Annotated in this window: 6 protein-coding genes; 5 read left to right on the forward strand and 1 reads right to left on the reverse strand. The window is 39.3% G+C overall.

The window, feature by feature from the left end; translation table 11 throughout:
- Positions 1-124 precede the first annotated feature (124 nt).
- The 5 genes from EQG61_RS07595 (at position 125) to EQG61_RS07615 (ending at position 24,611) form a co-directional block, all read left to right on the forward strand.
- On the forward strand, positions 125-3,748 hold the full coding sequence (locus EQG61_RS07595) for a glycine-rich domain-containing protein (protein WP_129461326.1): 3,624 nt from the start codon (positions 125-127) through the stop codon (positions 3,746-3,748).
- 196 nt (positions 3,749-3,944) lie between these two features.
- A complete protein-coding gene (locus EQG61_RS07600; protein WP_129461327.1) occupies positions 3,945-9,758 on the forward strand; it encodes a fibronectin type III domain-containing protein in 5,814 nt (1,937 codons plus the stop codon).
- Between the two features lie 203 nt (positions 9,759-9,961).
- Complete coding sequence (locus tag EQG61_RS07605; RefSeq protein ID WP_129461328.1) at positions 9,962-10,273, forward strand: hypothetical protein; 312 nt, start codon at positions 9,962-9,964, stop codon at positions 10,271-10,273.
- 307 nt (positions 10,274-10,580) lie between these two features.
- Positions 10,581-15,935 (forward strand): fibronectin type III domain-containing protein, encoded by a 5,355-nt coding sequence (locus tag EQG61_RS07610; RefSeq protein ID WP_129461329.1) that lies wholly within the window; start codon positions 10,581-10,583, stop codon positions 15,933-15,935.
- 270 nt (positions 15,936-16,205) lie between these two features.
- Entirely contained in the window at positions 16,206-24,611 is an 8,406-nt protein-coding gene (locus EQG61_RS07615; RefSeq protein ID WP_164974909.1) for a GEVED domain-containing protein, read from the forward strand.
- Positions 24,612-24,759: 148 nt separating this feature from the next.
- Here EQG61_RS07615 and EQG61_RS07620 read toward each other — a convergent pair whose 3' ends face one another.
- A complete protein-coding gene (locus EQG61_RS07620; protein WP_129461331.1) occupies positions 24,760-24,978 on the reverse strand; it encodes a hypothetical protein in 219 nt (72 codons plus the stop codon).
- Between the last annotated feature and the right edge of the window lie 54 nt (positions 24,979-25,032).

Here is a 25,032-nt window from a genome sequence, read left to right on the forward strand (position 1 = left end):
TAAATTTTGTAAAAATGGCTTTTTAACGATTTTATTTTTAAGATATCGTTTTCTTTTTACCAGAATCTAAGATGGTTATAGTTTTGCCTTGTACCCCAATACATCGTAAAACAAGTTTAAAAAAATGAAAACAACAGTACAAAACTTAACCTCAAAAATTGTTTATGCAGCATTATTTGGAATGATGTTGCTTACATGGCAAGTTAATGCACAATCAAAAACTATCAATGCAAGTGGAACCTTTACAGTTCCTCACGGAGTCACTTCAGTCACTGTAGAGTGCTGGGGCGGCGGCGGAAAAGGAGGGTCTACCCTTTCAAACGGCACCGAAACAGGTGGCGGTGGCGGTGGTGCCTATGCGAAAAAGAATGCAGTTACTGTAACCCCAGGTTCAACTCAAAATGTAGTGGTTGGATTAGGAAGTTCGACAACTGCAGCAGGAGGCGATTCGTATTTTATTTCTACGACAACAATTTTAGCCAAAGGTGGAAATAGTTGTGCTAATAATTCGAATACTGGTGCCGCAGGAGGAAGTTCCTCAAATTCTGTGGGTGATGTGAGACGTGCCGGCGGTGCTGGTGCTAATGGTTCATCAGGGAATTATGGTGGCGGTGGTGGATCTTCTGCTGGACCTAACAATTCAGGAGTTGCTGCAACCAATGCAAACGGAGCTACAGCCCCAACAGGAGGCGGTAATGGCGGAAATGGACGTTCAGGTTCGAACGGAAATGGAACAGCTGGAACTATTCCTGGTGGAGGAGGCGGAGGCGTCATGTCAAGTGGATCAAATTCGTTTTCAGGAGGAAATGGAGCCAATGGACAAGTTATTATTTCTTGGAGCTGTTCAAATACTTTGACATCTGCAACCGGGACAGACAATCAATCTTTATGTTTACATACATCCATTACTACCATAACTTATTCTATGGTAGGGGCTTATGGGGCGACCTTTTCTGGTTTACCAACTGGGGTTAACGGTACCTACACGGATGGTGCAATTAGTATCACAGGTACTCCAACAACTGCGGGAGTTTATAATTACACCATAACTCCAGTAAATGGTTGTTCTTCTAATATTATTACTGGTAAAATTACTGTATTAGCTCCTCCAACTAACCTAAGTGCTGTGGCTAGTTCGACTGCTATCTGCTCAGGTGAAGCAGTAAATTTAATAGTTTCTTCCAATTCAAACTCGGCGTTAAGTGCAGTAATATTCAATGAAAATTTTAATGGTTCATCAAACGGTTGGACTTTATTCAATACAAGTATAGGAGGTACTGTAGAGAATGCAGCTTGGACATTACGCGCCAATGGATATACAATCAGCAGTGAGACGTTCACAAGTAATGATGCATCACAATTTTATATGTCCAATAGTGATGCTCAGGGTTCAGGAACTACTACTGCAACACAGCTAGTTTCCCCAGCTTTCAGCACCGTAGGTTTAACAGAAGCAACCTTAACTTTTTACCATTACTATCGTTATTATGATGGGAATGAAAGCGGATTAGTGCAAATTTCAACAGATGGTGCCACATGGACTACTATTGCAGGGCCTTATACAGCGAATCAAGGTTCAGCTAATGGCTTTAGTTTGGTGACTTTAAATTTGAATGCTTATGTAGGACATGCCAACGTGAAAATTCGTTTCAAATACGATGCTACGTATGATTGGTATTGGGCCATTGATAATGTTAAAGTTGAAGGAACTTTTGCTACAGCGCCAGAAGCTACTTACTCTTGGACTTCTTCACCAGCTGGATTTACTTCAGATGTAAAAAACCCAACAGGGATAGTGCCTACACAAACAACAACGTATACGGTAACGGCTACAAACTCTTATGGATGTTCTTCTACTACTTCGGTAACTGTAGTTGTCAATCAACCTTTAACTTTTACCAATTTAAGTGCTGATGCCAATGATATCTTAGCCAATGCTACAACAACGGTTCGTGCTAATGATGTGTCTGGAACTAATGCCAATGTATCATGGTTTACCGAACCCAATGGAAATGGAAACTTTTTAGGAACAGGTGCTGATTTAAGTAATGTGGGTCCAGGAAAATATTATGCACAAATCACAGGGTCTTGTGGGACAACGATTGAGCAATCAATTGAGGTATTCGGTTTAAGCAGTTGGACAGGAGCAATCAATACTTTATGGAATGAAGCAGGGAATTGGGCAGAAGGAGTTGTTCCTAATGCGTATTGTAAAGTAACTATTGGAACAGGTAAAACTGCTGAGGTTCTAGCACAAGATGCTACAGCATACAGTTTGGCTATCGCTGGTAATGGTGTTTTGACCGTTAAATCTGGAAAAAATATTACAGTAATGAATGCCATTTCAACAGTAAATGCAACCAATTTAATTGTAGAAAGTAATGCTAATTTAGTACAAGTTGATGCAGTTGCCAATACTACGGCTATTACCGTGAAAAGAAAATCAGCTGCTTTAAAACGTTTGGATTACATTTTATGGTCATCACCCGTTGCGGGTCAAAATGTATTGGCTTTTTCACCATTAACATCGGTAAGTCCAACCTCACGTTTCTATACGTACAATACTACATTAAATACCTACAATTCAATTGCGACTCCAAGTGCGGTTAATTTTGATGCAGCCAAAGGGTATTTAATTCGTGTGCCTAACAACCATCCTACAGCAGCAACCATTTGGAATGGACAATTTGTTGGAGTTCCAAACAACGGTAACATTACCTATACATTGACCAATTCAGCGGATGCTACAAAACGTTACAATTTAGTAGGGAATCCCTATCCATCAGCGATTAGTTTGTCAAAATTTATTGATGCGAATCAAAACAATATCAAAGGGACAGTATATTTTTGGAGAAAAACCAACGGAGCACCAAATAGTTCGTACTGGGCCATTTCAAAATACGGCTATTCTTCTAATGGAGAAGGGGTAAATCCAAACGGGATTATTCAAGTAGGTCAAGGTTTTATCGTTGAAGCTAAGGCTGATGCGACACAAGTTGTGTTCAACAATGACATGCGTATTTTGGATAATGCTAACCAAATGTTTAAAACGGGTGCCAATGCAACACAATCCCAATTGGGTCAAGAATCAGATCGTTTTTGGGTAAAAATGACAAGTGCTACCGGTTCATATTCACAAATTATGGTGGGTTATTTTCCTGAAGCTACAAATGGTTTGGATTCTGATATTGATGCCAAACAAATTGCAGATGGCGACATCTTATTAAGTACAGTGGTGAATGCTGAAAACTATGCGATTCAAGGACGTGTTGCGCCTTTTGATGCAGCTGATGTTGTTCCTATGAATTATACAGTAACTACAGCAGGTACGTACACACTTTCTCTTGATGCTTTCGAAGGAACTTTTAATGGAAATACAACCGTATTTTTAAAAGATAATGTTGCAGGAACAATGGTTTCTTTACAAGATGGAAATTATACATTTACTACTGCTGCTGGAAGTTTTGCTAATCGTTTTGAGTTGCATTATCAAACATTGTTAGGTCAAGTAGAATTGCCACAATCGGAATCAATTGGAATCAAATTTGTGAAAGGAAATTTGAAAGTTAATGTTGAAAATGATACTATTGATGAAGTTCAAGTATATGATTTAAACGGTAAAAAAGTAGCGTCTTCAAAAGGAATTCACGCTGCTCAATTTGAAATGAACAGTTTGCCAAAATCTACGGTATTGATCGTAAAAGTCAGTACAGAAAATAAAGCAGTTGCGGTACGTAAAGTAATGTAATTGAAAAATATAGCAGCGTAGCTGTTAACTTGTTAAAACGATGAATAAAGCCTGCTTATGCGGGCTTTATTGCATTTTGTCGAGGTTTTTACGATTTTATCGAATACACTATCTTGTTAAATAAATATATTATATCTTAGGCTTCTAAAACTTTAGCCGTTTGTAATTCAGGCTATTAAGTAACACTAGCTTTGCTATGCATCCAAACAATACTCTAGTTCGCCATTTCTTTTTGACCATAGTAATTCTTATGGTTCTATCGGCAAAAATGAATGCGCAGGTAAGTGCTTATTCCTTTACACAAACCATTCCCGTTTCAGGATATGTTCCATTATCGGGAGGAACAGTTGCATTTGCTGCTCCATGGGATGATGACGCTCCTGTTCAAGTGCCCATTGGTTTTAACTTTTCCTACGACAATACGGTATTTACAAATTGTTACATCAGTCCGAATGGATTCATCACTTTTGGAGCAACACCTCCAACTGTAGCCAATTATACGCCAATGAGTACAGCTACAGTATACAATCCTGGAAATACAGGAGGAGCGGTGGCAGCTATGGGGGTGAATTTAAGTTCGAATGGTTCTCCAATTGAATATGGTGTGATTGGTTCGGCGCCGAATCGAACATTTATCGTGCAATGGTCCAATGCGAATCGCAAAACAACAGCCGTTGTCCCAGGTGATTTTGACTTCCAAATTCAGCTTTCAGAGACAACCAATGCCATCACATTTTCATATGGAAACTGTGATACCACCCAATCCACAACGAGCGTCAATGTTCAAGTCGGTTTGCGTGGATTTGATAACAATTTAGTGCAAGGAAACGTATTTAATCGCGTACAAGGAAGTTCCCAATTGTGGGGTAATTCTGGGGCTACTATTCAAGGTGCGGTCAACACGGCTACCTTATTCACGAATGGGACTGCCTATCCCAATTTTGGGTTACAATTTATATTTGCACCCGGTTCGCCTTGTACAACTCCAGCCGAATTACCGACCGCTTTGGTGTTGGGAGGCACATCCATTACCAGTACTTCTTTTGTTGGTAATAGTTTTACGCCACCAACCAATCCACCGTCAAAATATATGGTGGTTCGAAGTTTATCCAATACACCACCCACCGCTGCTATTTTTGTCAACCGAACCTTTTATCCAGTAGGTACAACCGTTTCAGGATTTTTAGTAGTCGCCAATTCAAATTTGACTACTTTTAATCAAACGGGTTTGGCATCCAATACTACTTACTATTATTGGGTTATTCCCTATAACGACAAATGTATTGGAGCACCTTATTACAATTTAACTACGCCATTATCTGGGAGTGCAACCACTTGCTTTGCTACAACTGTTGCAGGAGCTGCAACCAGTGTAGGAGGAAATGGATTTACAGCCAACTGGTCTGCAGTTACTGGGGCAACGAGTTATTCCATTGATGTTTCTACAAGCAACACCTTTGCCTCCTTTGTAACAGGATACAATAACTTATCTATACCAACAGGGACAACTTCCTTGGTGGTTTCTGGATTATTACCTTCAACAACGTATTATTACAGAGTGCGTGCAAACGGTCCGGGCTGTGTTGTGAATAGTGCTACGATTACTGCAACCACTACCTGTGGTTATTACACCATTCCGTATACTCAAAATTTTGATACCACCACTGTTGGTAACGTTCCTGTATGTTACAGTGTATTGAATAACAATGCTGATACCAATCAATGGAAAGTACAAGCTGTAAGTTTTACTTCTTCACCCAGATCCATTCAAATTGATAAAAATCCTGCTGCGGATATGAATGACTGGTTTATTCTTCCAGGATTGAATTTAACAGGAGGCGTTTCGTATCGTCTAACTTTTAGATACAATACCGGTTCGGTTTCTGGGAACTCTGAAAATTTATCCGTGTTTTATGGAACTGCACAAACTAGTGCGGGAATGGTCAATAACCTAGTGAGTTTACCTGGAATCACCAATAATTTTTTTGAAACACAAACGGTTGATTTTGCCCCCGGAATTTCTGGGATATATTATATCGGTTTTTACGGATCGAGTTTAGCGAATCAAACATTTATTGCCATTGATGATATTAGTGTTACTTTGTCACCCTCTTGTTTGGATCCGTCCAACTTAAACGTTACTACAATTGGATCTACAACAGCATCTTTGACATGGACAGCATCTTCAATCGCTCCCTCTCAAGGTTATGAATATTATTTGTCAACAACGAGTACACCCCCAACAGGTGCAACTGTTGCAACGGGTTCAGTTGGGGCAGGGGTAACCACATTAAATTTATCAGGATTAAGTCCGAGTACCTACTATTGGATTTGGGTAAGAGGAAATTGTGGTCCTTCAGACAAAAGTATATGGACTACAGAAGAAACATTCAATACAGAATGTTCAACCCCTACAATCACATCAACTATACCTGTAACCCGTTGTGGTTATGGTAATGGAACGTTAACGGCCAATTCATCCGTAGGTTCAAGTATTCGATGGTATGCTACTTCTACAGGAAGTACAGTAATAGGCACAGGAACTACCATTACGACGCCAAACACCTTAACGGATATTACCTATTATGCAGAGGCTAGAGCTTTTGGTGCAATTGCCAAAACGGGGCCTGTAAACCCTTCGCTTCAATTGGGAACTCGTACGGTTCAAAATTATGCCGCAAAAGTAGATTTTACGGTCAATTCGAGTACCACTTTGCAATCGGTAGATATTTTCCCGATGGTATCCGGTCAAGCTGGACGTTTTATAGTTCGAACCATTGGAAATATTCCAGTGGCTACAATTAATTATACCACAAATGTTTCCGGGGGGAATACATTACAAACCATTGCCATCAATGCCAATTTGTTGCCCGGAAATTATTATTTATTTTTTGAAACCGTACCTTCTTCAGGTATTCGGATGAACAGTACAAATGGTACCTATCCTTATTCGAGTTCAGTAGCAACAATTGATGGGAATGACATTAATCCCGTGTATTATATGGGGGCATATAACTGGAAATTTACTACGGAATGCTTGTCTCCTCGAACACCTGTTACCTTAACGGTAACCGCTCCTCCAACATTGTCATTGAGTGCTACTGATTTTACCATTTGTGAGGATGAAACTACACCCGTGGTAAATGTAATTGGAAGTGCAAATTACAACTCGTTTACTTGGAGTCCAACTACTGGGGTTTCGGGATCGATAGCAACGGGTTTTACCTTTAATCCAACAGTAACTACAACCTACACTTTGATGGCAACACAAAGTGGTGGCAGTCTTTGTGGAAATATAACTTCCATTACGATAAATGTTAAAGCGGCTCCACCTGCGGTTTCCATCTTACCTGTCAATCCAACAATTTGTCAAGGTACAATATTGCAATTATTTGGAAGTACGAGTGTGGCCACACCTTCAGTTGTTTTAAATGAAAATTTTAACAGTCCGGTGAATAATTGGGTAGTTGCCAATACTTCTTCTGGTGGAAATCCAATAGATTCTCAATTTACATTGCAACCTTCAGGCTATAATTATATCAATGCTTTTGGTTGGGATGTTACTTTTTCAAGTAATGATGCGAGTCAATTTTATTTAGCCAATTCTGATGCCCAAAGTGCGAGCTCTGGTACAACAACCCGAACTACATTAACTTCGCCCACTTTTGATTTGATTGGCTATACTTCGGCTAATATCAATTTCTATCATTATATTCGTTTTATTTCTGGGGATAAATTTTGGATTCAAGTTTCTACCGATTCAGGATCAACATGGAATACCTTACAGTCATACACAGCTTCACAAGGTGTTGCTAATGCTTTTGCTAACAGTATAGTGAATATGACTCCCTACTTAGGAATGTCCAATTTGAAAATACGTTTCTATTATGAATCCAATTGGGGCTATTGTTGGGCATTAGATAATGTCAAAATTTCGGGAACTTTATCTGCAGCGTTAACATGGTCGCCTATTACTAATTTATATACTGATGCAGCTTGTACGGTTCCGTATACTGCAGGAGCTGCCCTAACTTCTGTATATACCAATTCCCCGAATACGATAACTTATCAAGCAACATTGACAGGTTCCAACGGTTGTTCAAGAACCGGATTTAGTGCTATTACAGTTTCTCCACCAACAGTTGCAGGTGTCTTGGGTGATTCTCAAATTGTTTGTACCTTAACTACACCCGCGAATTTAGTGTTGACGGGCAATGTGGGTAATGTTGTTCGCTGGGAATCTGCAGATGATGCGGCATTTACACTAAATGTAGCCAATATTGCCAATACCACTACAACTTTGACTGCTGCTCAAATGGGTACCATTAATCCTATAAAATATTACAGAGTACAAGTGAAGAGTGGAGCATGTAACGCCTTATATTCCAATGTGGTTTCGGTGGCTATTCCTGTTACAACTTGGAATGGAACAGCATGGAATAACGGCGCTCCCACATCCAGTGTTCGAGCAATTTTTGCTGGAAATTATACTTCCACAGGTGATTTAAATGCGTGTTCTGTTCGGGTGAATTCAGGGACAATTACCTTTAATGCAGGTCATTCACTTATCGTACAAAATGATGTTGTTGTGGCAGCGGGTTCCTTAGTGTTTAACGACACAGCTAGTTTGGTGCAAGTTGTCGATGGGGCAGTCAATTCGGGTAATATTGTTTATAAACGAACTGCCATGCCTATGCGTAAGTTTGATTTTACTTATTGGTCTTCACCAGTGGCGAATCAAGTTTTGAATGTATTTAGTCCGGTAACCCCTGCCGATAAGTTCTTTGTGTATGATCCTGTAAGTGTCAATTGGGTGAATGTATTAAATACGAGTACAATGACGCCTGGGAAAGGATACATTATTCGCGCACCAAGTTCATACAGTCCTGTGACAACTTCTATTTTTAATGGTTCGTTTTCAGGGGTACCCAATAACGGACCTGTAAATGCTCCGGTTGTTTTTAGTACCACAAATTATAATTTGATAGGAAATCCGTTTCCAAGTGCAATTAACGCCGATGCCTTTTTGTCGCATCCTAATAATATAGGTGTAATCGATGCCACTTTGTATTTTTGGACCCATAACACACCCATGACCAATAATAATTATACCAATAATGATTATGCGATTTATAATTATTTAGGAGGAACAGGTACAAGTGCTGCTGCGAATACAGGAGTAAATACAGCCATTCCTAATGGTAAAATTGCAGCGGGCCAAGGTTTTTTTGTGAAAGCTTTAGTTTCGGGTAATGTACTTTTTTCAAATAGTATGCGTATTGCTGGAAACAACAATCAGTTCTTTAGAATGCAAAATGGCAACCAAACACAAGTTACAACAAACCATCGTTATTGGTTAGATGTAACGAATGGTTCAGGTGCGTTCAAACAAACATTGGTTGGTTATTCAGCTGAAGCGACATTGGGATTGGACCGCGGTTATGATAGTGATTTTATAGATGTTGGTTTGCCGATGGCTTTATATAGTGTGTTGCCCCGTGGACAATCCTTATCTATCCAAGGTAGGGGATTGCCATTTGAAGTTTCGGATGTGGTGCCTTTGGGATTTAAATCAACAGCCTTAGATGATTATACCATTCATTTGTCTGCCTTTGATGGGTTGTTTGATTTCCAAAGTATTTATTTGAAAGATCGTTACCTTAATATTATACACGATTTAAAAGCGGGGGATTATTATTTCCGTTCCAATGCAGGGACTTTTAACGACCGTTTCCAAATCGTTTATTCCACAGCGTTATTAAATACATCCGAATTGGAATATTCCAATTCAGTTATATTATATCATCAAAACGATAAAATAACGATTCATTCACAAACAGAGTGGATTGAACGTATTAATGTTTATGATGTGAGAGGTGTTTTATTGGCTACTCAAAAAGAGATCGATCAACAAGAGATCAGTTTTGATTTAGCCATACCCGATCAAGTTGTTTTGTTTGAAATTTGGACGAACGACGGCAAAAAGATAGTTCGGAAATACGTGAAATAGTTAAAAAACAGGCGCTTATCAACTAAGCGTCTTTTTTTTGTCCATGAAATGCACAAAAAAAGGATAAAAAACTTCGAGGTCGGTAATAAACGAGTTTTAGGGTATTTTATCGAATATATTTCAGTAGCGCATTGTGTGGTTGTAGTTTTGACTCAGAAATAACAACAACGATGAACACCATTTCACATAATACTTCAAACACAATGCAAAAAAGAACTATCGTATTTTTCGTTTTATTCTTATTATCAAGCTTCGGAATGTTTGGTCAAGAAGTAAAGTCAGAAGAAAACACATTATCAACTACAGTTCCTGCAATTGAAGTAGTTTATGATTCAGAAGTGGATTTAGTAAACTGGTTCATGTCATCAAAACAAAATACAATGAATAACGAAGTGAAAGGGGAGTCTACTACGACTACAAAAAAACAAATCATCACTTCAGGTTCTCAACCAAATAAAGTGTTATACCGCACATTCGTAAAACGAATTGCTTCTAAAGATACAGCTATAGTTTAGTTAAGTACTATAAATCTGGTTAGTTTAAGTTTAAAGCCCTTCCTATGAAGGGTTTTTTTGTTAATAAAAAAAGCACGATTCTTTTCTTATTAATTGTAAATCTGTGTTTTACAAAGGTGTTGGAGTGGTAATAACATGATTTTACTTACAGTAATTAGTGTTCATAACCTGCTTAAAATCATGTTTTTTACCGATGAAACTCTGCTTTTTATCGATTTGGGCTTTCTTCCTTTTTTGAATTGAAATTTTTACAAAAAAATAATGTAAATTTAGCGCCAAATACAAGGATTACCCTAAATAAATCGCTATGGCAAAAAAAATACACGTAAACGTTGTGAATAATGGATTCTTGCGATTCATTACTTTAATTGTGCTATTCCTTAATTTTGGAGTTCAAGCACAGAGTTATACCGTTACACAAACCAACTGGACAGCTGGTTATACTACATTTCCATTGTCAGGTCGTACCACTTTGGCGGCTACAGGAGGTAATGTGGATGATGTTGTTTATCCCTTGACTATACCTTTTTCATTTGGATTCAATGGAGGGACTTATACCACGGTGAACATGTCAACCAATGGTTTCGTGTATTTTGGTACGGCAACAGGAACGCCTGCAACGGAATATTTTCCAATTTCTTCTTCGGCTACAAATTATACAGGTGGAGGAGCCATTTCGGTATATGGGCGCGATATGGATTTGATTGGTACAACTGCCACCGTAAATATGGGTTGGGTAGTTACAGGTACTGCACCGAACCGTATTTTTAAGATGGATTGGGTAACCCGTCGATCAATTGGCGCTAATGCTGTGCCTGCTAGTGAAGCTTCTATGGTATTTCAATTATGGTTGTATGAAACAACCAATGTGATTGAAATGATTTACAATAATGCTACGTTTACCAATACTACGGCGATTTTAACAGGGCAAATAGGTATTAGAGGTGCAACAAATACAGATTTTATTAACTTATCATACACAAACTCTGCGGCACAATGGCCGGGTTCGGCAACAACGCCTAACCAAATGGCATTAGGAACAGCTAATACAGATAGTGTAGTAACTAAAGGAAATACGGCTGCTTCGGCAACTATTCAAGCCACTTCCAATCGATTATTCCGCTGGACGCCGGTGTCTTGTTTTGCACCTACAGGGTTGACAGCTTCTAATATAACATTTAATAGTGTAGATTTAACTTGGCTAGCGGCTTCACCAGCTCCTGCCAATGGATATGAATATTATGTAGGGACAACTTCACCAATTGGGGCTTCTCCAGCTACAGGGTCTGTAGGTGCGGGGGTTTTAACCGCGAGTGCTACAGGATTGTCATCAGGTACATTGTATTATTATGCGGTACGTTCAGTATGTAGTGGTGTTGATAAAAGTGCCTGGACTACAGTAGGTACTTTTACTACCTATTGTGCACCAACCAATATCACGTACTATGAAGGCTTTGATGGTCCTTCAGTGGTCGTGCCGGCTACTTCACCCAACCATGGAAACATTCCTTCGTGTACATACGCAGTGAATGCAGGTACAGGGAACCCATGGGTAACGACCTATGAAGATTATTACCCGGGCTTAAATATGTTTTTCCAAGGGAACTTTTTAATGTACAACGGTCAAAGTCCGTCCAATGGTAATACGGCCAATGCATGGTGGTTTACCAACGGTTTGAACTTAACTGCCGGTACAACGTATCGTATATCGTTTTTCTATAGTGGTACCGATACTCCTTCAACGGTTCAAAACAAACTTAAAATTGGTTTAGCCACTTCGCCGTTGGCGGCTGGTGTAACCACCATTTTAGATGATTTGCCAAATATTAAAGGAGGACCAAGTGAAAATGTAATCAACTTTACAGCGCCTTCTACGGGTGTATTTTACATTGGATTTAATGCGTATTCTAATCCGAATAACGGTCAATTAGCGGTAGATGATGTTACGGTGGCGCCTGCGATTTGTTTAGCCGCTTCTAATGTAACTGTTGCTAATATTACAGCTTCATCAGCTTTATTAAGTTGGACTTCCCCATCACCAGCTCCTGCTAATGGTTTTGTTTATTATTATAATACTACTGGTGCTGCTCCAACAAATGCAACTGTTCCGTCAGGATCTGTTGGGGTTGGTGTTACCAGTTTGAACTTAACTGGTTTGAATGGAAGTACCAATTATTATTTTTGGGTGCGCACCTATTGCGGTGGCGGCGATTATGGGGAATGGGTAGCGTTGAACAATTCAGGTTCTGGATTTTTCACCACATTATACCAACCTCCTTTCTGTGTTCCGGCAGTATCTGCTTCACCGAATACTTCTACTTACATTACCAATGTTACTACTACAGGGGGTACAGCTAACTTAAATAACAGTTCAGGGTATTCAACGGGAAGTTATGGTGACTATTCCGCTCAAGTAGTGGCACAGGCTCCTGGATTTTCAGTGAATATGTCGATTGGTTTTATCGCGACTGGTGGAGTAGGTGTAGCGGTATATGTAGACTGGAACAATGACGGTACTTTTGCAGTTGCAGAGCGTATGTACAATTCCGCTACTTATTTATCTACTTCACCTGTAAATACAGTTATTAACGTGCCAGGTGCACAAGCTTTAGGCGATTACCGTATGCGTGTAGTGGCTGATTATTGGGCAACCAATCCACTTCCTTGTACCTATGGAAGTTCTCCTTCTCGTTGGGAAGTAGAAGATTATACCTTCCGTGTTGTAACACCACCACCACCATTGTCAATCAACATTACTTCGGATACACAATGTGCGGGTAATCCATCGGCTTTGGTGCAATTAACTACTCCAGTTTCAAATTATCAGTCTTATTCTTGGTTGCCAAATGTAGGTGTTTCAGGATCTCCTGCAGCTGGTTGGACATTTACCAACACTGTCACTACAGTTTATACATTAACAGCTAATGAAACTATAGCTCCTTTTGGTTCTAGACAATTAACATTTACTTACATAGCCAATCAAACTCCAACACCGATTGTTTTGTCACCCGCTACGCCAACCGTTTGTGGATCTGGTCCAGCGGTGCAGTTAACATCAACGGGTGGTTTGGTTTCAGGTTTTCCTATATTAAGTGAGAACTTTAATACAGGAGCACCAGGTTGGACATCTTCATCTACTGCAGCGCATACAGGTGGAAATACTGCAGTTTCTTTATGGCAAATTCAAAACTCTCCTTATGACGGAATTGTCAGTCCGGACTCCTCTCAATTCATGGTGTCTGATTCTGACGGTCAGGGAAGTGGGTCAACTACTTTCGTTGAATTGACATCTCCAGTATTTAGTTTGGTGGGTTACACAGATGCGTCATTAAGTTTTTATCATTATTATCGTCCATGGATTAATGGTACGGCCACGGTTTACATTACCACAAATGGAGGTACAACATGGACACAAATTCGTCAATGGACAAATACAGCTAATGGAGAGACTACACAAGGTACAACAACCAATTTTGCTTTAGTTAATCTTCCTTTGGTTGCCTATGTAGGACAAGCCAATGTGCAAATTAAATTTACCTATACTGCACAATGGGGTTGGTACTGGGCAATCGATAATTTCTTAGTTTCAGGTACAGCTTCCTCGGCTGTAAATTGGAACTTGGCTACTGGCCCAGTAGCCAATGGGGTTGCAGTTCCAGGATTGTATACTGATGCTGCTGCTACAACGGCTTATATCGCAGGTACTGGTTCAGCATCAGTTTATGCGTTACCAACAGCGACTACAGATTATACAGCAAGTGCAAGTACGCCAGCACCTGTTTGTGCTACTAATAGTTCAATAACTGTAACGTTATCAAATGTAGGTGCGGGAACTGCATCATCCGATCAAACGATTTGTAGTGGGATGCCTGCGAACTTAACATTGACAGGTTATACAGGTACTATTACAAAGTGGCAATCGTCTACGACAGCTGCATTTACAACACCGGTTGATATTGCAGCAAGTGCATCGGCGACCTTGACTTCTGTTCAAATGGGAGCGATAACAGCAACCACCTATTATAGAGCAGTAGTAACCAATGGAGGTTGTACAGGGTATTCGAATGTGGTTACAATTACGGTTAGTACGAGTACATGGAATGGATCAGTATGGAGTAACGGAGTACCTTCTCTAACTAAATCGGCAATTTTTGCTGGTAATTACAGTTCGACTGGTGACTTATCGGCTTGTTCGGTAACTGTTCAAAGCGGTACAGTTGTATTTAATACGAATCATACCTTAACGGTTCAAAATGCGGTAACAGTAACAGGTGGATCTTTAACTTTTGAAAACGCTTCAAGTTTGTTACAGGTAACCAATGCGGTAAACTCAGGTAATATTACTTATAAACGTACAACAACACCTATCCGTAAGTTTGACTTTACGTATTGGTCATCACCAGTAGCGCCACAAACATTGGTAGCATTATCGCCATTAACGCAATTTGATAAATATTTCACCTTTGATCCTGTAATTGGTAACTGGGTTACAGTTGCCTCATCATCTCTAATGGTGGCTGGTAAAGGGTATATTATTCGTGGACCCAACAATTTTGATCCTGTGGTTGCGGCTCCTTACAATGCCTCTTTTGTGGGTGTGCCCAACAACGGTACCATTACGGCTCCAATTGCTTTGGGAACATCGGATGTGAATTTAATTGGTAATCCGTATCCAAGTGCTTTGAATATTGATTTGTTCATGGATTACAATGGTAATACTGGATTAAACTTAGTGGATAAAACAATCTACATATGGACACACAATACAGCCATGACCAATAATAATTATACGAATAGCGATTATGCGGTATACAATTACATGGGTGGGGTAGGAACTGCTGCAGCACCAGGTTCAAATAATGCTGTTCCAACAGGAAAGATTGCTTCAGGTCAAAGTTTCTTTATCAAAGGTTTAGCTAATGGAAATGCTATTTTCAACAACACCATGCGTGTAGCTGGAAATAACGCGCAATTCTTCCGTTCGGCGGCTGATAAGAGTCGTGTTTGGTTGCAGATTTATGACGGTGCAGCTGGCTATAAACAAACTCTAGTAGGTTATGCAGATGGTGCTACTAATGGTGTTGAAAGTGGTTATGATGGTGATTTATTTGATGCTGGAAATGCAGTAACATTATATTCGTTGGTAGGTAATTCTAAATTGACTATCCAAGGTAGAGCTTTACCATTTAATGTAAACGATGTTGTGCCTTTGGGTTATAAAGCAACTGAAAATGGCAACTTGACTATTAGCTTGCATAATTTTGACGGAGTGTTTACTTCACAAGATATTTACTTAAAAGATAACGCGTTGAATGTAATCCATGATTTGAAAGCAGGCGATTACACATTTGCTACTGGAGCGGGTACTTTTGAAAACCGTTTCGAATTGGTTTACACGAACAATGCCTTAGGAATTGATACTCCTGAGTTCTCAAATTCGGTTGTGGTGTATGCTCAAAATGGAGTGATTCATGTACAATCTTCTTCTTCCAATTTAGACCATATCGAAGTGTATGATGTACGCGGTGCGAAGTTAGCAACGATGCAAAATGTGAACAGTAATACAGCTCAATTAGCCCATGTTAGCAATGCGAATCAGTTACTATTTGTTAAGGTAACTGATCAAAATGGCAATACTTTAACAAGAAAAGTACAGTATTAGAAATAGTATTGTCTTACTTATCCCTATAAAAAAATCGACAAGAGTGTATTTTGTCGATTTTTTTGTGTTTATATCGGTTTTGTTAATGTGGTGTTAACGTGATATTATTTCTTTTCTTAATTTAACGCATTAATTAACCCAATTTTTTTAATTATGATGGATAACTACAGTTCTCCGGGATATCGAACGTGTTCGTTTCCCGATTCGTCTGATTATTCAGAACCAAAGGCTAAAAAGTCTGGTTCGAGTAAAAGACGATCCTCATGGATTATGAGTTTAGTTGCCATGGTACTTGTACTATGCAGCTTTACATCATGGTCTCAGGTAACTGGGTATTCTTTTGCTCAAACGAGTGGAACGTATACACCAGTTACTGCAGGAACTCAAATCATCACAGCAAACACTGATGATGGAAGTTCTTCAGCAACAAACATTGGTTTTAGTTTTACCTTTAATGGTACTGCTTTTACCCAATTTGTTGCCAATTCAAATGGTAGTATTCGATTAGGGTCAGCTGCTCCAACGAGCCAGTACACACCTATTTCGACTACTGGAAACACTAATGCTATTGCATTGTTCGCTAGAGACGGGCAAGCAGTTGGTGGTGTTTTTACTGAGTTGAGTGGTACAGCTCCTAATAGGGTGCTGACCATTGAATACACTAATTTTGCACCATCTTATTTAGCATTAGCTAATGTGATGAATGCACAAATTAAGTTGTATGAAACAACAAATGTTGTGCAAATTGTTTACGGTTCTTCAACAACTACGGCTTCTTACACAGGGCAAGTAGGTTTAAGAGGTTCTACAACAGCTTCAGATTACTCTAACAGGTTGTCAACTACTTCATGGTCGGCTTCTACAGCAGGAACTGCAAGTTCATCTACGATGACTTGGTCTGCTACTGTACAGCCTACTTCAGGACAAACGTATACTTGGACACCTCCTGTTCCTTGTTCTGGTACTCCAGTAGCAGGTTCAGTTGCTCCAGCATCACAAAGTTTATGTACTGGTGGAACGGTTGCGGCTTTAACGGTTTCGGGTTATACTTCTGGTGTAACTGGATTAACATTTCAGTGGATTCAATCTACTGATGGTGGTTTAAACTACGCTCCAGTAATTGGAGGTACAGGGGCTACTACAGTAACGTATACTCCTCCTGTATTTGCGGGGACTCCAATTTTATATGCTTGTAGAGTTACTTGTTCTAATGGAGGTGCGTTTGCAGATTCAACACCTGCTTCCGTATCTACGCCTGCAAATCCAACAACACAAGCTTCTGCATTGGCGGCTACTACGATTACTTATAATGGTGCAACTTTAGGTTGGACAAATGGTAATGGAGCACGTCGGGTAGTGTTCTTAAGTAATTCGCCCATTGTAGATCCTGTTAATGGAAATATGGCTGCATATACTGCGAATACAGTTTATGCGGGTACAGGTCAACAAGTAATTTTAGATGGTACTGCTGCTACAGTTTCTGTAACAGGTTTAGCGTTAGGTACCACTTACTATGTAGGTGTTTATGAATACTTACGTTGTGGGGCTGGTCCTTATGACTACTATTTTAACACTTCAGTCGGTACAAATAGTATTTCATTTACAACATGTTCAGCGGTTTCAATTCCTTATTCAGAAAGTTTTGAAACGGCAACAGTTCCTAATTTTGCTGCATGTACAGTAACGAGTTCACATCCGTTAACACGTTCTACAACTGCAACTGGAGCTGCTCCTCGAACAGGAACTAAGTATCAAAATATTCGTTGGACACCAACAGTTACCAAATACTTATATTCCGCGGCTTTAAACTTAACAGGTTCTGTGTCGTATGACATGGGGGCTTGGTATTTAACTGATGGAATTGCAGGTTGGACTTCTATTAAATTGTATGCTAATACTGCGCCATCTGTAACAGGGGCAACATTATTAACGACGGTAAATAATGCAACAAATACATCGTATCAAAATATCAATGGAACCTATGTTCCTGGAATTACAGGTGTGTATTACTTTATCATTGAAGTAGTACATACAAGTGGTCCAAATGATATGTCGATTGATGATTTGTATGCAGTGCCTACACCAACATGTATTGTTCCAACTGCATTAACTGTCTCAAACGTAACGCCTAATACGGCGAATGTTTCTTGGACAGCTCCAACTACAGGGACAACACCAGTTCAGTATGAATATGCAGTAACAACTTCTGCTACTCCTCCAACTTCTGGTACAATTGTAACAGGTACTTCGGATTCAGTATCAGGCTTAACGGCTAATACTACATATTACTTACATGTTCGTTCTGAGTGTTCATTGGGTGTGGATTACAGTAACTGGGTAACTAGTGCGTCGTTTACTACGCCAGCAACTACGCCAGCACCATGGACTGAAAGTTTTGCTACGACTACGACTCCTACGGGTTGGTCAAATACAGGTTTTTCAATTGGTTCGGTAGCAAATTTTGCACCTACAACCAATGCGATTTATAAAAATTTATATTCTGGTGCAACTACTGGTACTTTTTCAACAATTAACGTTGGACCAGTTGGACCAGGTATGAACTTATCGTTCCAATACAATCTTGTAGATTGGGGAACTGGAGTTACTACTATTCCTGCTGCAGGAACAGGTAATTTTGTTGTAGAAGTTTCAACTGATTTTGGTTCAACTTATACAACATTAGAAACTGTTGTAAATGATGGTTTAGGAGGATGGAGAACTAAATCCTATTCATTAGCATCATATGTTGGACAGTATTTAAAAGTTAGAATCACAGGTAACTGGATTACTACAGGTGATTATTATTTAGCATTTGATAACTTCAGTGTAGATTATACTCCAATTACAGTATCTTCATTTGCTCCAACGGCTGTTTGTTCGGCTGATTTGGCAACTTCTGTAGTTACTTTAACGGGTACTAATTTTACAGGTGCTACTGATGTTCAATTGAACGGTGTATCACACACATTTGCTGTAGTAAATGATACAACAATTACCGTTAATTTGACAGGTACGTCAACAGCAGGTACTTTTACAGTGTACAATATTTACACTTCAGGTTCAAGTACTGGTTCATTAACTATTAATGCAAGTCCAGTTGTATCTCCAATCACAGGGCCATCTAATGATTTGTGTATGCCAAATACATTGGCATTAGCTAACAATACAGCATTAGGGGTTTGGTCTTCTTCTGATACAGCTGTTGCTACAATCAATACTTCAGGTGAAGTTACTGGTGTTACTGAAGGTACTGCTACGATTTCGTATACAGTAACGGATAACGGATGTTCTACAGCAGTTACTTACACAGTAAATGTGAAAGCTCCTGTTGCAATTACTACTAACCCTGTAAATCAGTCAGTAGTAACGGGTAATAATATTTCGTTTACTGCGGCTGCTACTGGTACTGGAGTTTCTTACCAATGGGAAGAATCTACTGACGGTGGTATTTCTTATTTACCTATCTCTAATGGTGGTGTTTATTCAGGTGCTGATACTGCAGTGTTAACATTAACTGCTGTTCCAGATACAATGAATGGCTATTTCTACCAATGTGTAGTATCAGGTACTGCTCCATGTGGTCCTGAAACAACATTAGCAGCAATGCTTACTGTAGGTAATACAGGTATTGCTACACATCCTTCTAATTTTACATTGTGTGATAATGGAACAGCAACTTTCTCAGTTGTAGGTTCAGGCCCAGTTGTTTCCTATCAATGGTATCAAGATGCTGGTTTAGGTCCAGAGCCTCTTGTTGATGGCGCTGGTGTTAGTGGAGCTACTACTGACACGTTAACTTTGACAGGTGTAGATACTTCATTCAATGGGTATACTTACTATGTTGATGTTGTTGGTCCAGCGAATACATCACCTTCAAACTCAGCTACTTTATTTGTAAATACTCCAGCAACAATTACTACTGACCCAACGAATCAAACAGTTTGTTATTCAGGCGGTACAGTTTCATTCACTGCAGCAGCAGGTGGAACGTTCTCAGGAGTACAATGGCAGTATTCTACAGATAATACATCTTGGAATAATGTTGCCAATGGAACTCCAGCAGGAGTAACTTACAATGGAGCTACAACGGCTACATTGAATGTAACAACAACAGTAACTACACCAATCGGTGGTACTTACTATTACCGTATGTTAGCAGATGCTACAGCACCATGTTTTGATGTGCCTTCTGCTTCTGCCCAATTGTTGTTCAACAACCCTGCCATTACAACTGCACCAGCTGCAGCAACTGTATTAGCAGGTAACACAGCAACTTTTACTGTAGTTTCAAATGCTACAGGTACAGTAACCTACCAATGGCAACGTTCAACAACCTTGAATGGCACATATTCAAATGTTGTTAACGCTACTCCTGCGAATGTTACTTATAACGGAGCAAATACGGCAACATTATCTGTAATTACAGGTACAGGTGCAACTGCAGGAGCTAATAACTATTATAGAGTTATTGTTACTTCTGATGGATGTTCGGTTACTTCAACAGGAGCATTGTTAACAATTACAAATTATTGTAACTCAACTCCATCAAGTAATGACGCTTCTGGTATTACAGCTGTAGTGTTGGGTGCAACTAACTTTACGATTCCTGATGTAACCTACTCAAATCAAACGGCTACACCGGTTTCATTTGTTCAAGGTTCAAGTGCAAACTTCCAAGTTACTTTTGCAACTGGATATACTTATGATAGTAATGTATGGATTGACATGAATGATGATGGAGATTTTGTGGATGCAGGTGAGTTAGTGAAATCTGGTGTTTCATTGGCAACTAATCCAACAACATTGAATTTATCATTCACTATGCCAATTACTACACCAGTAGGTAACCACAGAATGCGTTTGGGGACTGCAGACTCAGGTCAAGCAACTCCTAATCCTTGTTATACAGGTTCATTTGGTGTGACTATTGATTTTACTGTTACAATTACTGCTGCACCTCAATGTACAGGTACGCCAGCAGTTCCAGTAGCTGCAACAAGTGCTTCAGCTACATGTGCGAACAGCTCAATTAACTTGACATTATCAGGTATTCCTGCAGAATTAGGATATACATACCAATGGTATAGCAGAACGTTGCCATCAGGTTCGTTTGCTCCAATTGCTGGCGCAACAACTTCAACGTATGCTTACACTATTCCTGCTAGTTCTGAAATTTATGCTACTATTACGTGTACAAATTCAGGTTTATCTGCGGATTCAAACACGTTAACAGTTACAACTACTTTATGTAATTATACCGTTACACGTAATACAGGTATTACTTACAATTCTGTAATGACAACTGGTTCAACGTATACTTCGTTGTCTTCTGCGGATGATGGTAAAACGAATACAGTAAGTTTAGCAGGTACTACATTCACTTACAATGGTGCAGTAGTAACTGGTTTCTATGCAACTTCAAATGGTTGGATGACTTTCAATACGGGTCAAACATCAGCAACATTTACAAATGATTTGACTTCTACAGGTCAAAACAACGTATTAGCACCATTCTGGGATGACTTAGTAATTAAAGGTAACTTATTAGCAAATAGAGATATTTCTATGCGTTACCAAGTAATTGGTACTTTAGGTAGTGGTTCTGCAGATATCGTTATCGAGTGGGCTGAAATGGAGAAATTCAATTATGGAGATCCTAATATCAATTTCCAAATAGTACTTCACGAAGCTGATAACTCAATTGATTTCAACTACGGTAATATGCAGTTGTTCAATGGAGCTACTCAAAATACTTCAAACGGGTACTATACGTATTCTGTAGGTATGAATGGTTCTGTACCTTCAACAAATGCAACTACAAGTCGTATTATGTTACAAAATGGGAATAATTATAATTTTGCCTCTACGGTTCAAAATAGCTTGAAAGAGTCGCCAGATTGTAATTCACAATTACGTTTTGTACCTTCTGCAGCTCACGTAAGTGGTACTGCTCCAGCTTCATTAATTCCAACGAATAATGAACCAGCGGGTGCAATCACTTTAGCAGTGAACAACGATCCATGTACTTCAAACTGTGGTAATATTTATACAAGTAAAAATGCTACAGCTACTGCAGGAATTGGTGTTTGTACAGCTACTACTCCTGGTACTGCAGATGACGATGTATTCTTTACATTCACTACAAATTCTACTATTCAAAATTATAGAATTGAAGTTCAGGCATCAACAAACTACAACCCAGTTGTACAAGTTTTAGATGCTTCTTTAAACCCAGTTGCATGTTTCAACGCTGCAGGTGCTGGTTTAACTGAATTGGTTTCTTCTGTAACCTTGTCTTTAAGTACTCAATACTACTTAAGAATTTATGATTCGGCTACAGGTGCTGCAGGTGGAGCTTCAGGAAGTGGAGAGTTTGCGGTTTGTATTAGTCAAATCTTACCTCCTCCTGCTTATGATGAACCAGCCGGTGCATTATCATTAACTGTTGGAACAACATGTTCACCAGTTGCAAGTGTACCAGCGGAAATCTTACGTTCTACTGCTACTGCAGGAATCCAAGTTTGTAATGCTACTACAGCAGGTACTCCAGATGATGACGTATGGTATAAATTTACTACACCAGCAGCTTCGTCAGGAATTACTTATACAATTAATGTACAAGGTATCTCTACATTCAACCCTGTAGTACAGTTGTTTGCTGGTACGCCAAGTACTGCTAACTCTGTAGCATGTGTGAATAGTACTGGAAATGGAGGACTAGAGACTATCTCAAATTCTGCTTTATTACCTAGTACAGATTACTATGTGAGAATTTATAACTCAGGAGCTGGTGCAGCAAATGGTTCATTTACTGTATGTGTATTAGCTTCAGTTCCAGGATGTGTATCTTCTCCAACTGCTCCTGCAAATGCATCTACAACTTGTGAGTCTACTTCAGGTACAACATTATCTTGGGCTGCAGTTTCAAGTGCAACACTTTATGATGTTTATTTTGAAGGAAACTTGGTTTCAGCTGATCAAACAGCTTTATCTTGGACTACATCAGTATTAGCTGCTGGAACATACAGCTGGAGTGTAGTGCCTAAGAATGTTTATGGAACTGCAACTGCATGTTCAACATTTACTTTCACAGTACTTCCAAATATTACCTATTATGCGGATTTAGATAACGACGGTTTCGGTAATGCTGCTGTTCCTGTTGTATCTTGTACTCCAATTGCAGGTTATGTAACCAACAATCTTGACTGTAACGATAACCAAGTTAGATATCAAGATAACGATGGTGACTTATTTGGTTCTTCTGTAAAAGTTCCTTGTGGCGGTGTATTGAATAGCACTGATTGTAATGATAACTTGTTGACCTATGTAGATGCTGATCTAGATGGTTATGGTACCACTACTTTAGCTGCTTGTGGATCTACTTTCAATACAGATTGTGATGATACAGTTGCTTCTACTAACCCAGGTGCTGTAGACGTTTGTTACGATGGTATTGACAACGACTGTAACGGTAACATCGATAACATCGGTTTACCAGGTGGTTGTACACCAATCTATACAGTACCAGCGGTTACTGTTCCTAATTCAACAATTAGTTATGGTGCTTCTATCATTACAAGTTTAGTGGCGAACTGTCAAGGATATCGTTATGTGGTTACACGTGTGAATCCAGCCGATGATACACCGATGTCAGCCCCTGTAACTGTGGATATGGGTATGCGTAACTTGTTCTTGTCTAACTTGTCTAACTATGCTTATGGTGCGAAGTTTAAAGTAGAAACTACGGTTCGTATCAATAACGTATGGCAACCGAACTATGCGCCTGCATTCTTCGTGTTCACGCCAACACCATTAAGTACAGTGGCTTCATGTGGTGTTCAGATTTCGAATATGACTACTCAAGTAACAAGTTCACCAGTTGCCTTAGTATCGGTATACCGTTACCAAGTACAACGTTTGGATGCAAGTAACAACGTATTGAGTACACAAGTAATTACAAGTGGTTTACGTTACTTCTCATTCGAACAAGTAACCGATTTCCGTTACGATGCTAATTATAGCGTATCGTGTGCGATCCGTAACTTAGACGGTGTGTTTATGGCTTACGGTCCTGCATGTACTATTCAAGCACCGAAACACCCAACTAGTGAAGTTCGTGCTACACAATGTAACGACTACGCGGTATCAAGCTATAACGAAAACATCTACGCGAACTTAGTTCGTAATGTAGTGTTGTACCGTTACCGTATGTATAACGTATCACAAGGATACGACTACAGTGTAGACAAGAATGCCAACTACTTCAAATTGACTGATTTCCCTGGTTTAGTACCTGGAGAAACGTATTCAGTACAAGTAGCGGTGAGCATGCCAGGTCAACCTGACTTTGGTCCATTCGGAAAAACATGTACGCTTGTAATACCAAACGTGGCACGTACTATCGAAGATACACAAGTGGCAGGAGCCATCAGCTTCGAAGCTACAGTTTATCCGAACCCATTTGCAGAGAACTTCTATTTCAAAGTGAATTCAGCGAGTAACGAAGATTACACTATCCAAGTGTATGACATGTTAGGTAAATTAGTAGAAACCAAAACGGTTGCTGCTGATTCAGTAGAAAGCACAGAAGTAGGGGCTAACTTCCCAGCAGGTGTTTACAATGTAATCTTAACACAAGGAGCGAATATCAAAACATTACGTGTAGTGAAAAGATAATCTATCTTCTTTAAGATGATATAAATTAAGGCCTCTCCATTGGAGAGGCCTTTTTTTATTCTGATTGAATCTAAACTTTAAAAGTTCAGGTATAAAAAAACCGCCATGCTTTTAAAGCATGGCGGTTTTTTTATATTTTGAAATTATCTTATTTCAAAGATAATTTATAGTTTCTCATTTTGTATCCTGCAAAAACAACAGCAGCAATAATTAAAATAAATAAATTGGTATTGATAGGAGCAGGGGCTGGGTCACCACCTTCAAGACCACCATCACCAGTGTCGCCAGGTCCACCTTGTGCAAACAAACTTACATCAGCACAAAATAAAGCACTTAACAAAAGTAATTGAGAAATTCTGTTTTTCATTTCATATCATTTTACGTCACAAATATAAAATCATTTTTTAAATTAAACCTATTT

The sequence above is a fragment of the Flavobacterium stagni genome, from assembly GCF_004122105.1.
Classification (GTDB): domain Bacteria; phylum Bacteroidota; class Bacteroidia; order Flavobacteriales; family Flavobacteriaceae; genus Flavobacterium; species Flavobacterium stagni.

Coding starts and splice junctions, on each gene's coding strand:
- EQG61_RS07615 (WP_164974909.1), top strand. CDS start 16,206: ATGAGTTTAGTTGCCATGGTACTTGTACTATGCAGCTTTACATCATGG.
- EQG61_RS07605 (WP_129461328.1), top strand. CDS start 9,962: ATGCAAAAAAGAACTATCGTATTTTTCGTTTTATTCTTATTATCAAGC.
- EQG61_RS07600 (WP_129461327.1), top strand. CDS start 3,945: ATGCATCCAAACAATACTCTAGTTCGCCATTTCTTTTTGACCATAGTA.
- EQG61_RS07610 (WP_129461329.1), top strand. CDS start 10,581: ATGGCAAAAAAAATACACGTAAACGTTGTGAATAATGGATTCTTGCGA.
- EQG61_RS07620 (WP_129461331.1), bottom strand. CDS start 24,978: ATGAAAAACAGAATTTCTCAATTACTTTTGTTAAGTGCTTTATTTTGT.
- EQG61_RS07595 (WP_129461326.1), top strand. CDS start 125: ATGAAAACAACAGTACAAAACTTAACCTCAAAAATTGTTTATGCAGCA.